12 protein-coding genes are annotated in these 16,736 nt (G+C 76.3%); 5 read left to right on the plus strand and 7 right to left on the minus strand.

All coding sequences use genetic code 11. The annotated features are described in order from the left end of the window. Positions 1 to 9: 9 nt before the first annotated feature. The 4 genes from BM093_RS08120 to dut form a co-directional block, all read right to left on the minus strand. Positions 10 to 735: a DUF3159 domain-containing protein gene (locus BM093_RS08120; RefSeq protein ID WP_245773372.1), complete on the minus strand. Its 726-nt coding sequence runs from the start codon at positions 733 to 735 to the stop codon at positions 10 to 12. Positions 736 to 865: 130 nt separating this feature from the next. Beyond that, entirely contained in the window at positions 866 to 1,243 is a 378-nt protein-coding gene (locus BM093_RS08125) for an OB-fold nucleic acid binding domain-containing protein (RefSeq protein WP_093339720.1), read from the minus strand. 275 nt (positions 1,244 to 1,518) lie between these two features. Beyond that, positions 1,519 to 6,177, minus strand: a complete 4,659-nt coding sequence (locus BM093_RS08130; RefSeq protein WP_143105297.1) for a DUF3710 domain-containing protein — start codon at positions 6,175 to 6,177, stop codon at positions 1,519 to 1,521. Beyond that, on the minus strand, positions 6,177 to 6,686 hold the full coding sequence (gene dut / locus BM093_RS08135) for a dUTP diphosphatase (RefSeq protein WP_177238332.1): 510 nt from the start codon (positions 6,684 to 6,686) through the stop codon (positions 6,177 to 6,179). The genes BM093_RS08130 and dut overlap by 1 nt, the downstream gene beginning before the upstream one ends. Positions 6,687 to 6,711: 25 nt before the next feature. Between dut and BM093_RS08140 the strand changes: the two genes are divergently transcribed. Next, positions 6,712 to 7,212 carry a DUF3093 domain-containing protein gene (locus BM093_RS08140; protein WP_245773373.1) on the plus strand — a complete coding sequence of 167 codons (501 nt, stop codon included), beginning with the start codon at positions 6,712 to 6,714 and terminating at the stop codon, positions 7,210 to 7,212. Positions 7,213 to 7,335: 123 nt separating this feature from the next. Here BM093_RS08140 and BM093_RS08145 read toward each other — a convergent pair whose 3' ends face one another. Further along, positions 7,336 to 7,638: a DUF4193 domain-containing protein gene (locus BM093_RS08145; protein ID WP_020626973.1), complete on the minus strand. Its 303-nt coding sequence runs from the start codon at positions 7,636 to 7,638 to the stop codon at positions 7,336 to 7,338. Between the two features lie 350 nt (positions 7,639 to 7,988). On the opposite strand from BM093_RS08145, the gene BM093_RS08150 reads away from it, so the two are divergent. Further along, on the plus strand, positions 7,989 to 9,101 hold the full coding sequence (locus tag BM093_RS08150; RefSeq protein ID WP_093339736.1) for a phosphotransferase family protein: 1,113 nt from the start codon (positions 7,989 to 7,991) through the stop codon (positions 9,099 to 9,101). Continuing rightward, entirely contained in the window at positions 9,101 to 9,733 is a 633-nt protein-coding gene (gene cei, locus BM093_RS08155; RefSeq protein WP_093339739.1) for an envelope integrity protein Cei, read from the plus strand. Before BM093_RS08150 ends, cei begins: the two co-directional genes overlap by 1 nt. Positions 9,734 to 9,758: 25 nt before the next feature. On the opposite strand, the gene BM093_RS08160 is transcribed toward cei, so the two are convergent. Next, on the minus strand, positions 9,759 to 10,622 hold the full coding sequence (locus tag BM093_RS08160; protein ID WP_245773374.1) for an inositol monophosphatase family protein: 864 nt from the start codon (positions 10,620 to 10,622) through the stop codon (positions 9,759 to 9,761). 70 nt (positions 10,623 to 10,692) lie between these two features. On the opposite strand from BM093_RS08160, the gene BM093_RS37105 reads away from it, so the two are divergent. Further along, positions 10,693 to 12,294: an RNA polymerase sigma factor gene (locus tag BM093_RS37105; RefSeq protein ID WP_245773375.1), complete on the plus strand. Its 1,602-nt coding sequence runs from the start codon at positions 10,693 to 10,695 to the stop codon at positions 12,292 to 12,294. 107 nt (positions 12,295 to 12,401) lie between these two features. On the opposite strand, the gene BM093_RS08170 is transcribed toward BM093_RS37105, so the two are convergent. Continuing rightward, on the minus strand, positions 12,402 to 12,794 hold the full coding sequence (locus tag BM093_RS08170) for a DUF7715 family protein (protein WP_093339743.1): 393 nt from the start codon (positions 12,792 to 12,794) through the stop codon (positions 12,402 to 12,404). A 184-nt stretch (positions 12,795 to 12,978) separates the two neighbouring features. Here BM093_RS08170 and BM093_RS08175 point away from each other — a divergent pair, with 184 nt between their 5' ends. Continuing rightward, positions 12,979 to 16,734, plus strand: a complete 3,756-nt coding sequence (locus BM093_RS08175) for an ATP-binding cassette domain-containing protein (protein WP_218162704.1) — start codon at positions 12,979 to 12,981, stop codon at positions 16,732 to 16,734. The last annotated feature ends 2 nt before the right edge of the window (positions 16,735 to 16,736 follow it).

A 16,736-nucleotide genomic window follows, 5' to 3' on the forward strand; every position in this document is an offset into this window, starting at 1 on the left:
GAAAACCACTCACGGGCGCGGAGCGCGGCGCACGATGAGGACGGTGGCCAGCAGGGCCAGCCCGAGCAGCGGGTAGCCCATCGCGAGCCGGGCGACACCCAGCCAGGTCTCGGCGTTGGCGTCGTAGAGCAGGCCCTGGACGACGACACGGGCGGCGAACACGAACGCCCAGATCCCGGTGGCGAGGGTGTAGGCCCGCAGCAGCGCCGGGTCGTTGCGCCATTCCATGCCGCGCGAGTTGATGCCGTGCCAGATCACGCCGGCCAGCGGCCATCGCACGACCATCGACACCAGCGCGGCCAGCCCGAGGAAGGCGCTGTAGAGCAGGCCGGGCAGGTAGAAGCCGCGGGCCTCGCCGGTCTGCCGCGCGACCAGCGCGCAGACCCCGACACCGATCAGCCCGGAGATCGCCGGCTGGATCGGGTCCTTCCGCACCAGCCGCCACACCAGCACCGCGACGCCCGCGACCAGCGCGGCGATCAGACCGGCCCGCAGCCCGCCGATCAGGTTGACCACGACGAACACCGCCACCGGCACCGACGAGGCGATGATCCCGGGCACGCCGCCCATCTGCTCCATGAGCGTGGGCATCCGGTCCGGTTCGCCGTCACGGACCGGGCCCCCGATGGGGCCGGTCTCGTCCTCCGGCGCACCGGGCGCGTCGACCCGTGGGAGCCGGGTGGTCGGTGCGTCCCGGTGGCCGGTCCGGTCGTCGATGTGGTGGGAGTCGCTCAAGCCGTTCCGATCGCTCGGGGGATCTGCGGGGTCGGTGACATCGTCGTCGGTGACATCGTTGTCCGTGGCATGGTCGTCCGTGGCATCGTCGTCGAGGAACTCGTCGTCCGTGGCGCGGACGGCCGCGGCCTCACTGCGCCTGGCAGATCTCGTAGTACGGGTTGTAGAGCACCTTCCGGCCGTCACGGACGGAGATCCGCCCGCGCACCCGCATGGTGCGCCCGGCCTCGATGCCGGGGATGCGGCGCCGGCCCATCCAGACCAGCGTGACGCGGTCGGTGCCGTCGAACAGCTCCGCCTTCAGCGACGCGTCGGCGGTCTCCGGACCGAGCTCGACGCTGCGGATCCGGCCGAGCATCGTGACCTCCTCGCCGCAGGCGCAGTCGCGAGCCGGCCGGGCGCCGGTCTCCTCGACGTCCTCGGCGAGATCACGTGCGTCGAGCTCGTCGACGTCGCTCGTGAGTGTGCGGAGCATCCGGCGGAACGCTCCGCCATCCATGCTGCCCATGTCTCTCCTCGGCCCGCGCGGTCCCGGACCTTCCGGGGCCCCGCACTCGTGTGGCGACCCGACGGATGTCGCGTTATCGCTCCGCCAGGGTAACGCGCGCACGGCACGCGTTGTGCCCTCACCAGGGGATTCTCCCCGAACCGTCGACCGCGCCGACCGGTCGTCCGGGCGCGCCCGGTGGTCGGACGGCCGGGGCGGTGTCGTTGCGCCCGGTGTCGTTGCGTCCGGCGTCGTTGCTCCCGGCGCCCGTTGCTCGCGGCGCCGGGAGCCGTGGCTCAGTCACGCCGGTGCCGGCCCAGGTCGGGGGCGCCGGGGTCCCCGCCGCGGCGGCCGGACGACCACTGACCGGTCAGCCCCGATCCGCCCGCGGCGCGCCCGGGCTCGGCGAAGGGCACCTCGTCCCGGTCGTCCCGGTCGTCCGGCTCGTCGTCGCGATCGTCGCGGCCACGTCCCCGGCCGCCCGGCTCGCGTCCGGCCGCCGCGGCCCGGCTGGCCCGGTAGTCGGCCAGGCCGGTGACGCCGTTGCGGGAGCCGTCCTCCGGGTCATCCGCCGGGTCATCCTCCGGACCGTTCCCGGAGCCGCCGGAGGAGCCGAGGGAGGCGCTGCGCAACAGGTCCTGCAGGGCGCTGCGGGCCTCGTCCGCCGACGACGGGATCGCGGGCGCCGCGGCCTCCCGGCCGTACCCGTCGTCCCCGGGGTGACCGTCCTGTGGGGTGTCGGCCGCACCGGCGGGTCCGGGCTCGTCGGCGTACCCGCGCCGCCCGGCACGCCCGTACCCGGACCCACCGGAGTGCCGGGACCCGCCCCCGCGGCCGGGCTCCTCCGCGGAGCCGGGTCCGTCCGGGGACGCGCCCTCGCCGCCACGCTGCGCCTCCCGAGCAGACCGCGCCGTGGCCCGGTGGCCGGACCGGCCGGCGTAGCCGGGTTCGTTGCCGTAGCCGGACTCGTTGCCGTAACCGGACTCGTCGCCGTGGCCGGGCTCGGGCGGGTACTCGCCCTCCCCCGCCCATCCGGCCTCCCGGCGGCGGCCCGCCCGGCGACGGCCCCCGGCCGCACCGGTGCCCCCGTACCGCCCGGACGCCCCGGTGTCGCGGGAGCCTTCCCGCTGGTCCGTGGGCGAGCGGAACAGGTCACCGTCGTCCGGCTCGGACACGGACGGGCCGGGCTCCGGGTCGGCGGCGCGGCGCGGGCCGCCGACCGGCGCGTCGAGCGCCGCGGAGGCGAGGAGGTCCGCGACCGACGTGCCACTCGCGGATCCATGCCGACCGGCCCGGCGGCTCGCAGCGATCTCCGTGGAGAGCCACTCGTCGTCGCCGGACGGGGGCGGTGCCTGCTCGGCCGCGGGCCGCGCGCGGCGCTGCCGGCGCGACGGTGCGGCGGCCGCACCCTGCTCCGGGGCCGCACCCTGCTCCGGGGCCGCACGCCGTTCCGCGGCCGCGGGCTCCGGAGCTGCGGGTGGCTCCGGCTCCGGCTCCCGGTCGAGGGTGGCCTCCATCAGCGGGATGTCCAAGAGCGGGATGTCCTCGATCGCGGTCGGAGACCGGGGGTCGTCCCCCGCGGCCGGCGCGGTGCGCGTCCCGTCCGGGTCGGTCGTGCCGTGCCGGTCGTCGGTGTCGGCGCCGGACCGCCGGGCCGGGGCGCGCCGCCGGCCCCGGGTGCCGGAGTCGCGTCCGGACCGGTCGGTGGTGCCGGAACCGCTCGGTGCGGAAGGCCCGTCGGTGTCGGCGTCGGCGTCGGACAGCACGTCGCGGTCCGCGGGGTCGATGCCCCACCGGTCCGCCCCGCCCATGCCGAGCGGGTCGGCCGTGTCGGCACCCAGCGAACCCGACGCGCCGATGCCCAGTGGGTCGACCGTGTCCGCTTCCAGCGGATCCGACGAGCCGACGCCGAGCGCGTCGGCACCCTGCGGGCCCGCCGGGCCGACACCGAGCGGGTCGGCCGCCGTGCGGGCCGGCCGGTCCGCCCCGGCGAGGTCCCGCCGGTCGTCGTCGGCGCCGTGCCCGGCCAGCAGGTCCGCGGCGTCGATCCGGCCCGGGCGGTCGGCCGCCCGGCGCCGGGTGCGCCGGCCGGTGCCCGTCGCGGCGGAACCGGCGTCGCCGGATCCGAAGCCGGCGTCGTCGCTCCGGGACGTCCGGGCGAGGGCGGCGTCGTGGGCCGGACGGTCGTCGTGGGCCGGCCGGTCAGCGCGGGACAGCCGGTCCTCGCGCGGCGCCCGGGCAGCCGCGTCACCACGGGCACGCCGGGCGGACCCGGTGCGGGGACGACGGCCGGGCTCCGCGCGGGGACCCCGTCCGCTCCGCTCGGCGCGGTCGTGGACGTCGCCGGGATCGGCCTCGGACCCCGCGAGCAGGTCGGAGACCGACAGCGAGGCCACCGCCGGGTCGCGGCGTTCGGCGGGCTCCGGAGCGGGCTCCGCTGCCCATCCGTCCTCCGGTCCCGCGGCGGAGCCGGACGGAGCCGGCGGCCGGGCCGCGAGCGGGTGACCGCCGGTACCGGCGCCGGGTGCCGGCCGCGGCACGGATGCCGGGTCCCGACGGGACGGGCGGGGAGCCGCGCCCTCGAGCCCGTTCGCCTCCGGGCCGTCGTACCGGTCGCCCGCGGGCTCAGGACGGGCGTCGCCCGTACGGACCGGACGGTCCGGCCGCCCACGGCGCCGGCTGTAGCGGCCGCCCGGGGCCGCGTCGGGCTGGTCGACCGGCGGGATCGGCGGTGCGGCGGCGATCGCGGTGCGTTCGGCCGGTTCCTCCGCCGGGACGGGCCGGGCGAGCGCGGTCCGCTCGGCCGCGGCCTCCGCCGGGACGGGGCGGGCCAGTGCCGTCCGCTCGGCCGCGTTCTCGGCCGGCGCCGGGCCGGCCGCCGGAGCGGGACGCCGGGTCGGCGGGAGTGCGCGGGTCGCGGGGTCGGCCCCGGTGTCGTCCGGGTGCCCGGGCGGAGTCGGCGCGGGGCCGGCAGCCGGGGTCCGGCGTGCGGGGGCCGGGGGCCGGGCGCCGTCGCGCGGGGCCGGGCCCGCACCGGTCGCCGCGGCCGGGGTCGCGCCGGTGGCCGATCCGGTGCCCGCGGCCGGGATCACACCGGTGGCCGGGGTCCGGGGCGCACCCGGCGCCGGCGTGGCACCCGTCGCGGGGGTACGGGGCGCACCCGGCGCCGGTGTGGCACCCGTCGCGGGGGCCCGGGGGGCGGCCGGCACCGGCGCGGCACCGGTCGCGGACGCGCGTGCGCCACCCGCCACCGGTGCCGGTGTGGCACCGGTCGCGGGGGCCTTCGACGCACCGGTCCTCGAGCCGCCCGCGTCCGCGCCCGGGGTCGCACCGCCGGTACCGGCGGCGGACTCGTCGGCCGGGCGCGGCACCGACACGGTGATGCTCGGCTTCTGCGGCGCGACCTCGGGCTGCTTCTCGCGCAGGTGCTCGGGCAGCGTGAGCGGCAGCACCGTCCGCGGCGGGTAGGGCGACTTCCCGCGGACGACGATGATCCCGCGCAGCGCGCGGCGCAGCTCGACGTCGAGCGCGTCCACGGTCTCCAACGACGCCGTCGCGACGCCGTAGACCATCCACCGCGGTCCGTCGCAGCCGACGAACACCGACGCGGCGTTCTCGGTACGGGCGTGCAGCTCACGCCCCCAGTCCCCGCGGATGCTGCGGACCCGGGCACCACCGTTGCGCAGCGACTTCTCGATCTCCGCGGACAGGTCGTTCCACAGACCCGACGACCGCGGCGCGGCCAGCGCGCTCACCGCGATCCGGCCCTCCGGCAGCAGCAGATGGACCGCCTGCGGATGCTCGGCACCGGCCGGCTCGAGCGACATCTCGGCGCCGTAGGGCACCGGGACCTGGATCGCACCGAGGTCGACGCGGGCGAGCGCGTCGGTCATCGAGGGGTCGAGCTCCTCGACGTCGGCCGGGCCCAGCGGTCGCCCACCGCTGCCGGGCGGCGGGACGGAGAGCGGGGCGTCGCCGACGCCGTACTCGTCCTCGTCGTAGTCCTCACCGTCGTCGAATCCGTCGTCGTCGTGGCCGTCGTCGAATCCGTCGTCGTGGCCGTCGCGCTCGTCGGCCCGGCCCCAGCCGGGCTCGTCCGGGTCCCCGCCGTCGAAGCCCTGCGGCGTGTGGTCCCGCGCGTAGGCCGGCTCGTCGCTCCCACCGCGGTGGCTGAGCAGCGGGGGTTCCTCCTCGTCCCACCGTCCGTCCGGTGCCACCCGACCGTCGCGGTCGTCGCCGGTGGGGAACCGGCCGGACGCACCCGGGGCCGGCCGGGCGCCGGTCGCGCGGACGGCCGTCGTCGCGCCGGAGTCACCGGTGCGCCCGGGACCGGCCGGGGCGGAACCGGCCGGGCCCGCGCCGTTCGCCGCACTGCCGGCCGGTGCCCCGCCGGGGGGTCCGTTGCCTACCGGTCCGGCACCGCCGTGCGGGACACCGTTGCCGTCGGCGCGGGCAGCGCCGTTACGGCCCGTCCCGTTGCGGGCGGCCCCCTTCGACGACGCGCCGTTGCGGGCGACACCGCTGCGGGCAGCACCGCTATGGGAAGCACCGTTGTGGGAGGCACCGTTGCGGCCCGAGCCGGTGCGGGCGGCCCCGTTCGGTGACGCGCCGTTGCGCCCCGCACCATCTCGACCCGTCGCGTTCCGGCCGGAGCCGTTGCGGGCAGCACCGTTGCGGACAACACCGTGGACCGACGTGTCGCCGGAGGCACCGCCGTCCGGAACCGATCCGTTCGCGGGCCTGCCGTTGGCCGCCCTGCCCGCGGGAGCACCGCCGTTGCGGACCGGGCCGGACCGGACGTCGGGGCCGGCCAGGTGATCGGGGTGGTCGTCGTAGTCGTCGTAGAGGTCGTTCTCGCCGTAGCCCGGATAGCCGGGATAGGTCCCGCTACCGGTGTCCTCGACCCCGTGTTCGGGCTGGATGTCGAACATCCGCCCCCGTGCGCGTCCGGGCATCAGTCGCTGCCTTCCCCGAGCGCGGCGTTCCCGCCGGTCGAGCCGTGGCCCGCGGCGCCGCGTACGGACTCCGGCAGTGCGGGCACCTCGACGAACCGGGCCGTCTCGACCCGCTGCACCACCAGCTGGGCGATCCGGTCCCCCCGTCGCAGCTCCACCGGCTCGGCGGGGTCCAGGTTGACGAGGCAGACCTTGATCTCACCGCGGTAGCCGGCGTCCACCGTGCCGGGCGCGTTCACGATCGAGAGACCGCAACGGGCGGCGAGGCCGGACCGTGGATGCACGAATCCGGCGTGGCCCTCGGGAAGGGCGATCGCGACGCCGGTGCCGACCAAGGCGCGTTCACCGGGGGCGAGCCGCACGTCCTCGGTGGTCACCAGGTCGGCCCCGGCGTCACCGGGGCGGGCGTAGGCGGGCAGTGGGATGCCGGGGTCGAGCCGGGTCAGCAGTACGTCGACGGACGGTGCGACCAGCGGCTCGTCCGGGGGAGCGGGGGCGGAACCGGGCACGGCGGGCGACGCTACCCTGGAACCCGTGAGCGATCGGCTTCCGGAGCGGGACTCTGCGACGTCCGGCCCCACTGCGTTCGACGAGCGGTTGTCCGTCCCGGTGTGGTGGTACCTGCTGGCCCTCGGGCTGGGCGTACTCATGGGCGCCCAGATCCACATGGGTTACCCGGGCCTGCGGTCCTGGATCGGCTATGCCGTGATGGTCCCGCTGTGCGTCGGTGTCCTGTGGTGGATGGGCCGCAGCCGCACCACCGTGCGCAACGGGACCCTGGTCTCGAACGGGCGGGAGCTGCCGCTGTCCGCGGTCGGTGTGACCGACATCGTGCAGAAGAAGGACAAGCAGCAGGCCATGGGTCCCGACCTGGACCCGAGTGCCTACGTCCTGCACCGGGTCTGGGTCGGCCCGCTGGTCCGGGTGGAGATCACCGACCCGGCCTCGGCCGAGCCGTACTGGGTGCTGAGCAGCCGCCGCCCGGAGGCGCTGCGCACCGCCATCGCCGAGCAGGCACCGCACCCCACCGGCTGAGCCGGCGACGGCGCATCCGGTCACGACACCGGCACCGGCACCCACGACGACACGAGCACCCACGACACGGACGGGCCCCGGCGGAATCCGCCGGGGCCCGTCCGTGTCGTGCAGCCGGTCGTGTCAGGCCGCGCAGTCGCGGCAGAGGAACTGTCCTCCGGACGAGCTCGCCAGCCGGCTGCGGTGGTGCACCAGGAAGCAGCTGGCGCAGGTGAACTCGTCCGCCTGCTTCGGCAGGACGTTCACCGTCAGCTCCTCGCCCGACAGATCGGCGCCCGGGAGCTCGTAGCTCTCCGCGGTGTCGGTCTCCTCGACGTCGACGACCGCGGACTGCGCCTCGTTCCGGCGCTGCTTGAGCTCGTCGAGCGAGTCCTCGGCCATCTCGTCGGCCTCGTTGCGACGCGGAGCGTCGTAGTCGGTCGCCATGGGTCTCACCCTTGCCATTCACGTCGTGCTGCTCGTCCCGGCCGGCGAGCAGCAGTTCCTTCGCATCTATCGGTCGTCACGTGCCGCTGAGGAACGTCGCGGCGACCAGGTTTGTGCCCGGCCGCGGAAGTGACACCGGTCTCACTCCGCCGACGGTTCGGCGGTGATCGACCCGGACTCGTCCGGATGATCGACCCCGGGCGCCGCCCGGAGGGACCGGTCCGCAACCGGCGGCGGGCAGGGTAGCCCAGGGTCCGCCAGGTCGCGCAGGGAGTCCCCCGGTGGCGGGTCCGAGCGGGTGGGGTGTCACAACGCGGAGGCGGCGGTCGGCCGGACTAGGGTCGGGCGGCGTGACGACGAGTGCCCGCACGCCCACCCCCGGCGCGGACCCCACGGCGGTCGGCCGCTGGCTGGCGAGGGTCCTGGACGACGAGCGGTGGACCGACGCCGAGGTGACGTCCATCGGCGCCGGCCGGTCGAACCTGACCTACCGCGTCTCCTCCCCCGCCGGGGCCGTCGTGCTGCGCCGCCCGCCGGTCGGCTCGGTCGCGGCGACCGCGCACGACATGGGCCGCGAGCAGCGGGTGATCTCCGCGCTGGGTCCGACGGCGGTGCCGGTACCGGCGGTGCTCGCCACCTACGCCGGCCCCGAGGGGGACGCGGGCGGAGCGGACGGCCCCACCGACGCGCCCTGTTTCGTGATGGAGCTCGTCGACGGTGTCGTGCCGCTGGGCGAGCTGCCCGACGGGTGGGCGACCGGTGAGCGGGAGCGGCGGGCCGCCGGGGAGGCGCTGGTGCAGGTGCTCGCCGCGCTGCACGCCGTCGACCCGCAGGAGGTCGGGCTGGGTGACTTCGGTCGCCCGGAGGGCTTCATGGAGCGCCAGATCCGGCGCTGGGGCAAGCAGTGGGCCGCGGCCCGCGACGGCGACGACCCGATCCCGGTCGCCGCCGAGGACGAGAGCGAGCTCACGCGCCTGAGCGAGCGACTCGCCGCGGACGTCCCGCCCGCGCAGCGGCACACGATCGTGCACGGCGACTACCGGCTCGACAACTGTGTGTTCGACGTCTCCGACCCGGGCCGGATCGCCGCCGTCCTGGACTGGGAGATGTCGACGCTCGGCGACCCGCTCGCCGACCTGGGACTGCTGCTCGTCTACTGGCAGCAGGACGGCGACGACCCCGTCTGGTCCCAGGCGCAGCCGCTGTCCTCCCCGACCGCGCTGCCCGGCTTCCCCACGCGCCGCGAGCTGGTCACCGCCTACGCCGACCGCACGGGCCTGGACGTCACCCCGCTGCCCTGGTACGTCGCGTTCGGCGCGTTCAAGCTGGCGGTGGTCCTCGCCGGCATCCTGGCGCGGGTCCGGGCCGGGGCCGTACCGGCGGAGATGGCCGAGGGCCTCGACGGCTCCGTCGGACCGCTGGTCGCGCTCGGCCACCACATGCTGGACGGAGGGTCCTTCTGATGCGCGTGCGGTTCCCCCGCACCGGGCGGCCCTACGAGCGCCGCCGCACCCGCCCCATCGTGATCACCTCGGCGGCACTGGCGGTGCTCGCCGTCGTCACCTGGACGGTCGTGCTGGGCACCGCGTCGGACGGCCCGTCGTCGACGAACTGCTCCGATCCCGCCACCGGTTCCCTGGCCGGTTCCGAGATCGCCCGCACCGACCTCGACGGCGTCGACGCGGCGGCGCCGAGCGACGCCCGTTTCCAGGTGCTCAACGCCGGCGGCCAGCGTGGCCAGGCGAACCTGGTGTCGGCCCAGCTCAAGGACCTCGAGTTCAACGAGGCGAACACCCCCGGCAACGATCCGGCGTTCCCCGACGGCGATCTGGACTGCATCGGGCAGATCCGCTTCGGGCCGGACGGCGAGGCCGCCGCGGCGACCCTGTCGCTGGCCCTGCCGTGCGTCGAGGTTATCCGCGACGACCGCCCGGGCTCGGTCGTGGACGTCGTCGTCGGGGCGGCGTTCACCGACGTCGCTCCGGGCCGCTCGGCCCGCGACGCGCTGGACCAGCTGGCGTCCCCCGGCAACGAGGGCAACGCCCAGGCCGACCCGGCCCTGCTGGCCCAGGCCCGCGAGAGCGTGTGCACCTGAGGACGGGGCCGCCCCCTCCCCCGCACTACACCTCGGCGGCCCCGCTGCGCCGTGCCAGCGCGGCCAGCTCGCCGGCGATGCCCGGTGCCGCGGCGAACGTCACGTCGTGGCCCAGCCCACCGTCCGGCCCGGCCTGCGCCCCGGCGGGGCCGGCCACCCCGGACAGGCCGTCCACCCCGGGCGGGACCGCGACGTGCACCACCGCGCCCGCCTCGCGGGCGATCAGCGTGCCGGCCGCCCAGTCCCACCAGCTGCAGCCGTGCTCCAGGTAGCCGTCCAGCCAGCCCGCGGCGACCGCGCACAGATCCAGCGCCGCGGCACCGGCGCGACGGACGTCACGCACCTGCGGCAGCATCTCGGCGACCAGGCGGGCCTGGCGCGCGCGACGCTCCGCCCGGTAGGCGAACCCGGTCCCGACCAGCGACTGGCTCAGGTCCGTCGTCGTCGCGACGGCCAGCGGCCGTCCGTCGCAGGTCGCGCCGTCGCCGCGCCCGGCCGACCACAGCCGCCCCGCCGCCGGTTCGGCGATCGCCCCGGCGACGGTCTCGCCGTCCGCCACGGCGGCGATCGAGATCGCGTACCAGGGCAGGCCGTAGAGGTAGTTCACCGTGCCGTCGATCGGGTCGACGACCCAGCGTGCCGTGGCGGCGTCGCCGGAGCCCTCCTCGCCGTAGACCGGCTCGCCCGGCCGCAGCGCGGCGAGCCGGGCCCGGACGAACTTCTCGACCGAGGCGTCCGACTCGGTGACGACGTCGGTCGGCGAGCTCTTGGTCGAGACCCCACCGTCGCGCGGCGCGGGCAGGCCGCGCAGGTGCTCGGCGGCCTCGGCCGCGACCTGCTCGGCGACGGCGCGCAGGGTGGCGGGATCGCTGCTCTCGTGCGGGGTCACACGGCCCATCGTGACCATGTCGGCGGCCCTCCGGACGCGCGGGGTGGCCTGAGGTGCGCCCCCTTCGCCGGTGCGCAGTTACAATGGAACGTGCACTCCGCCTCCGGGACGCGCGGCGACCGCGAACCGACACCGGCGACCGAGGTGGTGCCAGGACAGAACATGCCGACATTCCGGCCGTTTCGCGGCCTCGTCTCCCTCGACGAGCAGACCGCGTAACGACTCCAGCGCACGTAGCGAGAGGGCCCAGGTGGCAGCCGCAGACTCCGCAGCACGCAGCGACTCGACCGTCGAGCCGACGTCGGGGACCGCATCCCGCAGCCGCCGTACGTCCGCGTCCGGCGCGGTCACGTCGTCGACGACCGGCACCGCCAAGAAGCCGGCCGCACGCACTCGTAAGACCGGTACCGCCACGAAGGCCGCTCCGAAGAAGCCGGCCCCGAAGAAGGCCTCGACCAAGAAGGCCGACGGCGAGGACGCCGAGGTCGAGGACAGCGACGTCGTCCTCGACGAGGGCGACCTCGACGCCGGTGACATCGAGGCGGACCTGGTCGAGGCGGCCGCGGACATCGACGCGGACGAGGTGACCGAGGCCGCCGACGAGGACGACGACGAGGACGAGGACACCAACACCGGCAAGAACCGGGTCGCGCCGACGACCCGGGCGTCGCAGCAGAAGTCGGCCGACTTCGTCTGGGACGAGGAGGAGTCCGAGGCGCTGCGCCAGGCGCGCAAGGACGCCGAGCTCACCGCCTCCGCGGACTCGGTGCGCGCCTACCTCAAGCAGATCGGCAAGGTCGCGCTGCTCAACGCCGAGGAGGAGGTCGAGCTCGCCAAGCGGATCGAGGCCGGCCTCTACGGCGCCGAGCGGATCCGCAAGGTGTTCGAGGCGAACGAGAAGGTCTCTCCGCAGCTGCGGCGCGACCTGCGCTGGATCGTCCGGGACGGCGAGCGCGCCAAGAATCACCTGCTGGAGGCCAACCTCCGCCTGGTCGTGTCGCTGGCCAAGCGCTACACCGGCCGCGGCATGGCGTTCCTGGACCTGATCCAGGAGGGCAACCTGGGCCTGATCCGCGCGGTCGAGAAGTTCGACTACACCAAGGGCTACAAGTTCTCCACCTACGCCACCTGGTGGATCCGGCAGGCGATCACCCGCGCGATGGCCGACCAGGCCCGCACCATCCGGATCCCGGTGCACATGGTCGAGGTCATCAACAAGCTCGGCCGCATCCAGCGCGAGCTGCTCCAGGACCTGGGCCGCGAGCCCACCCCGGAGGAGCTGGCCAAGGAGATGGACATCACCCCGGAGAAGGTGCTGGAGATCCAGCAGTACGCCCGGGAGCCCATCTCGCTGGACCAGACCATCGGTGACGAGGGCGACTCCCAGCTCGGTGACTTCATCGAGGACTCCGAGGCCGTCGTGGCCGTGGACGCGGTGAGCTTCACCCTGCTGCAGGACCAGCTCCAGTCGGTGCTCGCGACGCTGTCCGAGCGCGAGGCGGGCGTCGTGCGGCTGCGGTTCGGCCTCACCGACGGGCAGCCGCGCACCCTCGACGAGATCGGCCAGGTCTACGGCGTGACCCGCGAGCGGATCCGCCAGATCGAGTCGAAGACGATGTCGAAGCTGCGTCACCCGTCGCGGTCGCAGGTCCTGCGCGACTACCTCGACTGATCCCGGTTCGTCTCCCGACGGCCCCCACCGCTCCCGGTGGGGGCCGTCGTCGTACCGGGGTGGACGGTCGCCCCGGCGCACTGCCGCTGCGCCCACCGTGTCGGTGATCACTGCGCTGCCGGGAGGGTGCGGACCACGAGCTCGTCGAGCCGGCGCTCGACCACCGCGCCGACCGGCCAGTCGGCCACGAGCGCCGCGAGGTCGTCGGCCTCGTCGGTCGAGCAGCAGGCGCACGGGTCCCAGCCCTGCTGCTCGAGGCTGGACCGGATCGCCTCGACGTAGTCCGGGCGCGACAGCGGGACCTCCGCGACCATCGCCGTCGTGGTGACGCGGTGCGAGTTCAGCCCGCCGAACCCGCGCCCGCACCCGCAGCCGCCGTCCGGATCGGCCTGGTCCCGCGAGCACACCTCGGTGAGCCGCACCAGCTCGCCCTCGATGCACCAGTGGAAGTCGTTCGACCGCGTGCCCTGCGTCCGGGCCGTGGCCACCAGCACCTTCATGGTCGTCCCCTCTCGTCGGGAGGAGAGTGACAGGCACCACCGACAGTCTCGCGCCGATGATCACCGCGGCGGGCCACGGCGGGAAAACCGCGCGATTCCCGTCGGGGGTCGCGGCTAGCGTCGAGCGCGGAGTCGCGCCGGAGATCCCGGTTCCCGCGGCTCCGGTCTGTCGGGGGTGTCGAGCGTGCGCGCGCTGTCGTGGCGACGGCTGGGTGGTCCGGCGTCGGCCGTCGCGGTGACGGCGGCGGTGGTCGCCGCGGTGGCGGAGGCCGTCGCGGCGACCGTCGTCGGCCGGGTCGCGGCGGAGCCGGCCGTCGTCCTGGTCACGGTGCTGGCCGCGCTGCTGCTGGGCGCCGCGGTGCTCGACACGGTCGGCCGGGTGCTGTTCGCCGGGGTCGTGAGCCGAGCCGAGGGTGGGCTGCGGGCCGACCTGGTCGACGCGGCCCTCGCCCAGCCGCTCCCCCGTCTCGAGGACCAGGCGGTCGGGGAGCTGCTCGACCGGGTCGACGACGACGCCCGCCAGCTGGCCCAGTTGTTCCGCCGGATCGGCTGGGAGACCGGCCGCGCGCTGCTGCGCTCGGTGCTGGCCTGGCTCGTCGCGGGGCTCGTGTTCTGGCCGGCCTGGATCGCGTTCCCCCTGGTCGCCGGCCTGATCGTGCTGGTCGCCCGGCCCCTGACCCCGGTCGTGGCCCGGGCGAAGGTCGCCGAGGAGGCCGCGTGGTCGGACCACTCGGCGCAGCTGGAGGAGGCGATCGCCGGGCAGGACGACGTGCGCACCTCGCTCGGACAACCGCACGTGGTCGCGGGGTTCGCGGCCCGCGCCGCCGAGGTCCTGCGGCGGGTGCGCACCGTCTGCCGCGCGGCGACGAAGGTCGGCCTGCGCACGGGGTTCGTCGCGCACGCCGTGCTGGGCGCGGTCGCGCTCGGCGGTGTGTGGCTCGTGGCCGGGGACCCGGGCGGGATCGCCGCACTGGTCTCGCTGTGGATCCTGGTGACCGCGTTCGTCTCGCAGGTGGACGCGATCGTCGACCGGATGCCCGACATCCAGGCGGGGCTCGGTGCGCTCACCCGCGTCCGGTCGCTGCTGCACGCCGAGCGTGAACCGGCGGGCGGGGCGCCGCTGCCACCCGGCCCGGCCGGGGTGGAGCTGCGCGGCCTGAGTGCCGGGTACGACGGCGGGTTCCGGCTGGCCGGGATCGACCTGGTGGTGCCGGCCGGGACGACGTGCGCGCTGCTGGGCCGGACCGGGTCGGGCAAGTCGACGGTGACGAAGGTGCTGTCCCGGGCGGTCGAGCCGCCCCGCGGGCAGGTGTTCGTCGGCGGGCAGGACGTGTGCGCCACCGGGATCGACGACCTGCGCCGGGGTATCGGGGTCGTCACCCAGCGCACCGAGGTCCTCGCCGCCACCCTCGCCGAGAACGTGACCCTGTTCGACCCCGCGGTCACGCGGTCCGCGGTCGAGGTCGCCGTGTCCGCCCTGGACCTGGACGGCTGGGTCGCCGCGCTGCCCGACGGGCTCGACACCCGGCTCGGCACCGGCGGGGTGACGCTGTCGGCCGGGGAGCAGCAGCTGGTCGCGTTCGCCCGGCTGCTGGTGCGCGACGTCGCCGTCGTCGTGCTGGACGAGGCGACCGCGCGGATGGACCCGCGCACCGAGGAGCGGGTGACCCGCGCGTCCCGGGCGCTGCTGGCGGGGCGGACCGGGATCGTGGTGGCGCACCGGCTGTCGACGGTCCGGCGGGCCGACGCGGTCGCCGTCCTGGAGGACGGCCGCCTGGTCCAGCACGGCGACCGGGCGCGGCTGGCCGGCGAGCCGGGCCGCTACGCCGAGCTGCTCGAGGCCGACGGTGACGATCCGGCCGACCGGGGACCGACCGGCAGCGGGCCGGGTGACGGCCGACCGGGCAACCGGCGACCGGACGACCGCCGGCCGAGCGACGGGCGGCCGAGCGACGGCGTGCCGGGCCACGACGGACCGACCGCCACGACCGGACCGGACTGCGGCGCCGGGGCGGCCCCCGGCCCATCCCCACCGGCCCCCGCCACGGCCGCCGCACCCGGTACCGGCCCGCCGGCCCGGTCCGCCACGGCCACCCTGGCCCCGGCCGAGCGTGCCGAGACGGTGCATCCCGTCCCGACGGGTACGGCGGCACCGGCCGCCACGGCCGCGGTGCCGCCCGCAGCGACGGACAGGGTGCCGGACACGGTCGCCCGCCGGACCCGCCGGACCCAGGAGGCGGTCCCGGCACCGGTACCCGCACTCTGGCGCACCGTGCTGCGGCTGGCTCTCGCGCACAAGCGCTGGGGCCTGGCCGGCGGGTTCATGTTCACCCTCGCCACGCTCGCCGGCGCCAGCGGCGTCGTGACCGGGTGGCTGTGGGGCCACGTCGCGGGAGCGCTGCAGGACGGGGCGACCCCGTGGGGCCCGGCCGTCGCCCTCACCGCGATCCTGCTGCTGTTCCCGTTGTGGATCGCGGTCGCGTTCCGCACCTACCCGCTCTGGTGGTCCGCGGTGACCCTGCGGACGCGGCTCGCGGTGCTGCGCGGCCAGACGATGCAGCACCGCGGCGTGCGGGCACCGGCCGGCGAGGTCGTGGCCCGCGCGCTCGACTCGGACCGGATGACGCTCTACGTCGACCGCTGGGTCGACGTGGCGAACGCGGGGATCGTCGTCGTGGTGGCCGGCCTCGTCGCGGGCGACGTGCGGGTCGCCGCGGTCGTCGGGGCCTTCCTGCTGCTGTGCGCGGGGGTCGCGGCCGTCGGGGCACCGTTCGCGGGTCGGGCCGGGCGGGTCGCCGCCGATGCCCGCGCCCGGTTCGGCACCGCGCTCGGCTCCGCGCTGGACGCGGTGCGGACCCTCAAGCTGGCCGCGGCCACCGGGGCCGTGCGCGCCCACCTCGCCGACGTCGACGCGCGGCGGGTGCACGCCACGGTCCGCGAGTACCGGATCCGGACGCTGCTGGACGGCGTCCCGGGGCTGCTCGTGCAGGTCGCGGTCGTGCTGACCTGGTCGCTGTACCTCACCGGGTCCTGGGACCTCGCGACGGCGCTGCTGGTGTCGACCACGCTGACCGGGGCCGGGTTCCTCGGCCAGGTGTGCGCGGCCGCGGTCACCGAGGCGCCCATCGCGCGGCGCTGGCTGCGCGCGGTCGCGCCGTTCGCCGGGGCCGCGGACCTCACCCGCCTCCCGCCGGGGGTCGACCTGGTCGCCGGGACCGCGCCCGCGCCGCGTCCGGCACCGCGCGAGCCGCTGGACCGGCTGAGCCTGCAACGGCTGACCGCCGTGCACGACGACGGCACCGTCGGGGTGTGCGACATCGACCTCGAGGTCGACGCCGGTTCCCTGGTCCTGGTCACCGGCCGGGTCGGCGCCGGCAAGTCCAGCCTGCTCGCCGCGCTCGCCGGACTGCTCCGGCACGAGGGTGCCGTCCGCTGGAACGGGCGGGTCGTCCACGATGCACAACGGTTCCTGCGTCCCGGGCAGGTCGCCTACGTCGGGCAGGTCCCGCGGGTGCTGTCCGGCACGGTCGGCGAGAACATCACGCTCGGCCACCGGCACCCGGCCGGCGTCGTCGACCGCGCCGTCGACGACGCCCGCCTCGGACCCGACCTGGCCGCCGCGGGTGGGGCGGACGCCGTCGTCGGGCACCGGGGCATCCGGCTCTCCGGCGGGCAGGTGCAGCGGCTGGCGATGGCCCGCGCCCTCGCCACCGGCGCGGAGCTGGTCGTCGCCGACGACGTGTCCTCGGCGCTCGACGTGCGCACCGAGATCGAGCTCTGGGCGGCGCTGCGGCGCCGGGGCAGCACCGTCGTCGGTGCCAGCACGAAACGGGCCGCGCTGGCCCGGGCCGACCGGGTCGTCGTGCTGGAGCACGGCCGCGTCGCCGCCGAGGGTCCCTGGTCGGAGCTGGCGCCCCGCTGGTCACACCTGGCCGGGTGATC

The organism is Pseudonocardia ammonioxydans, assembly GCF_900115005.1.
GTDB lineage: Bacteria > Actinomycetota > Actinomycetes > Mycobacteriales > Pseudonocardiaceae > Pseudonocardia > Pseudonocardia ammonioxydans.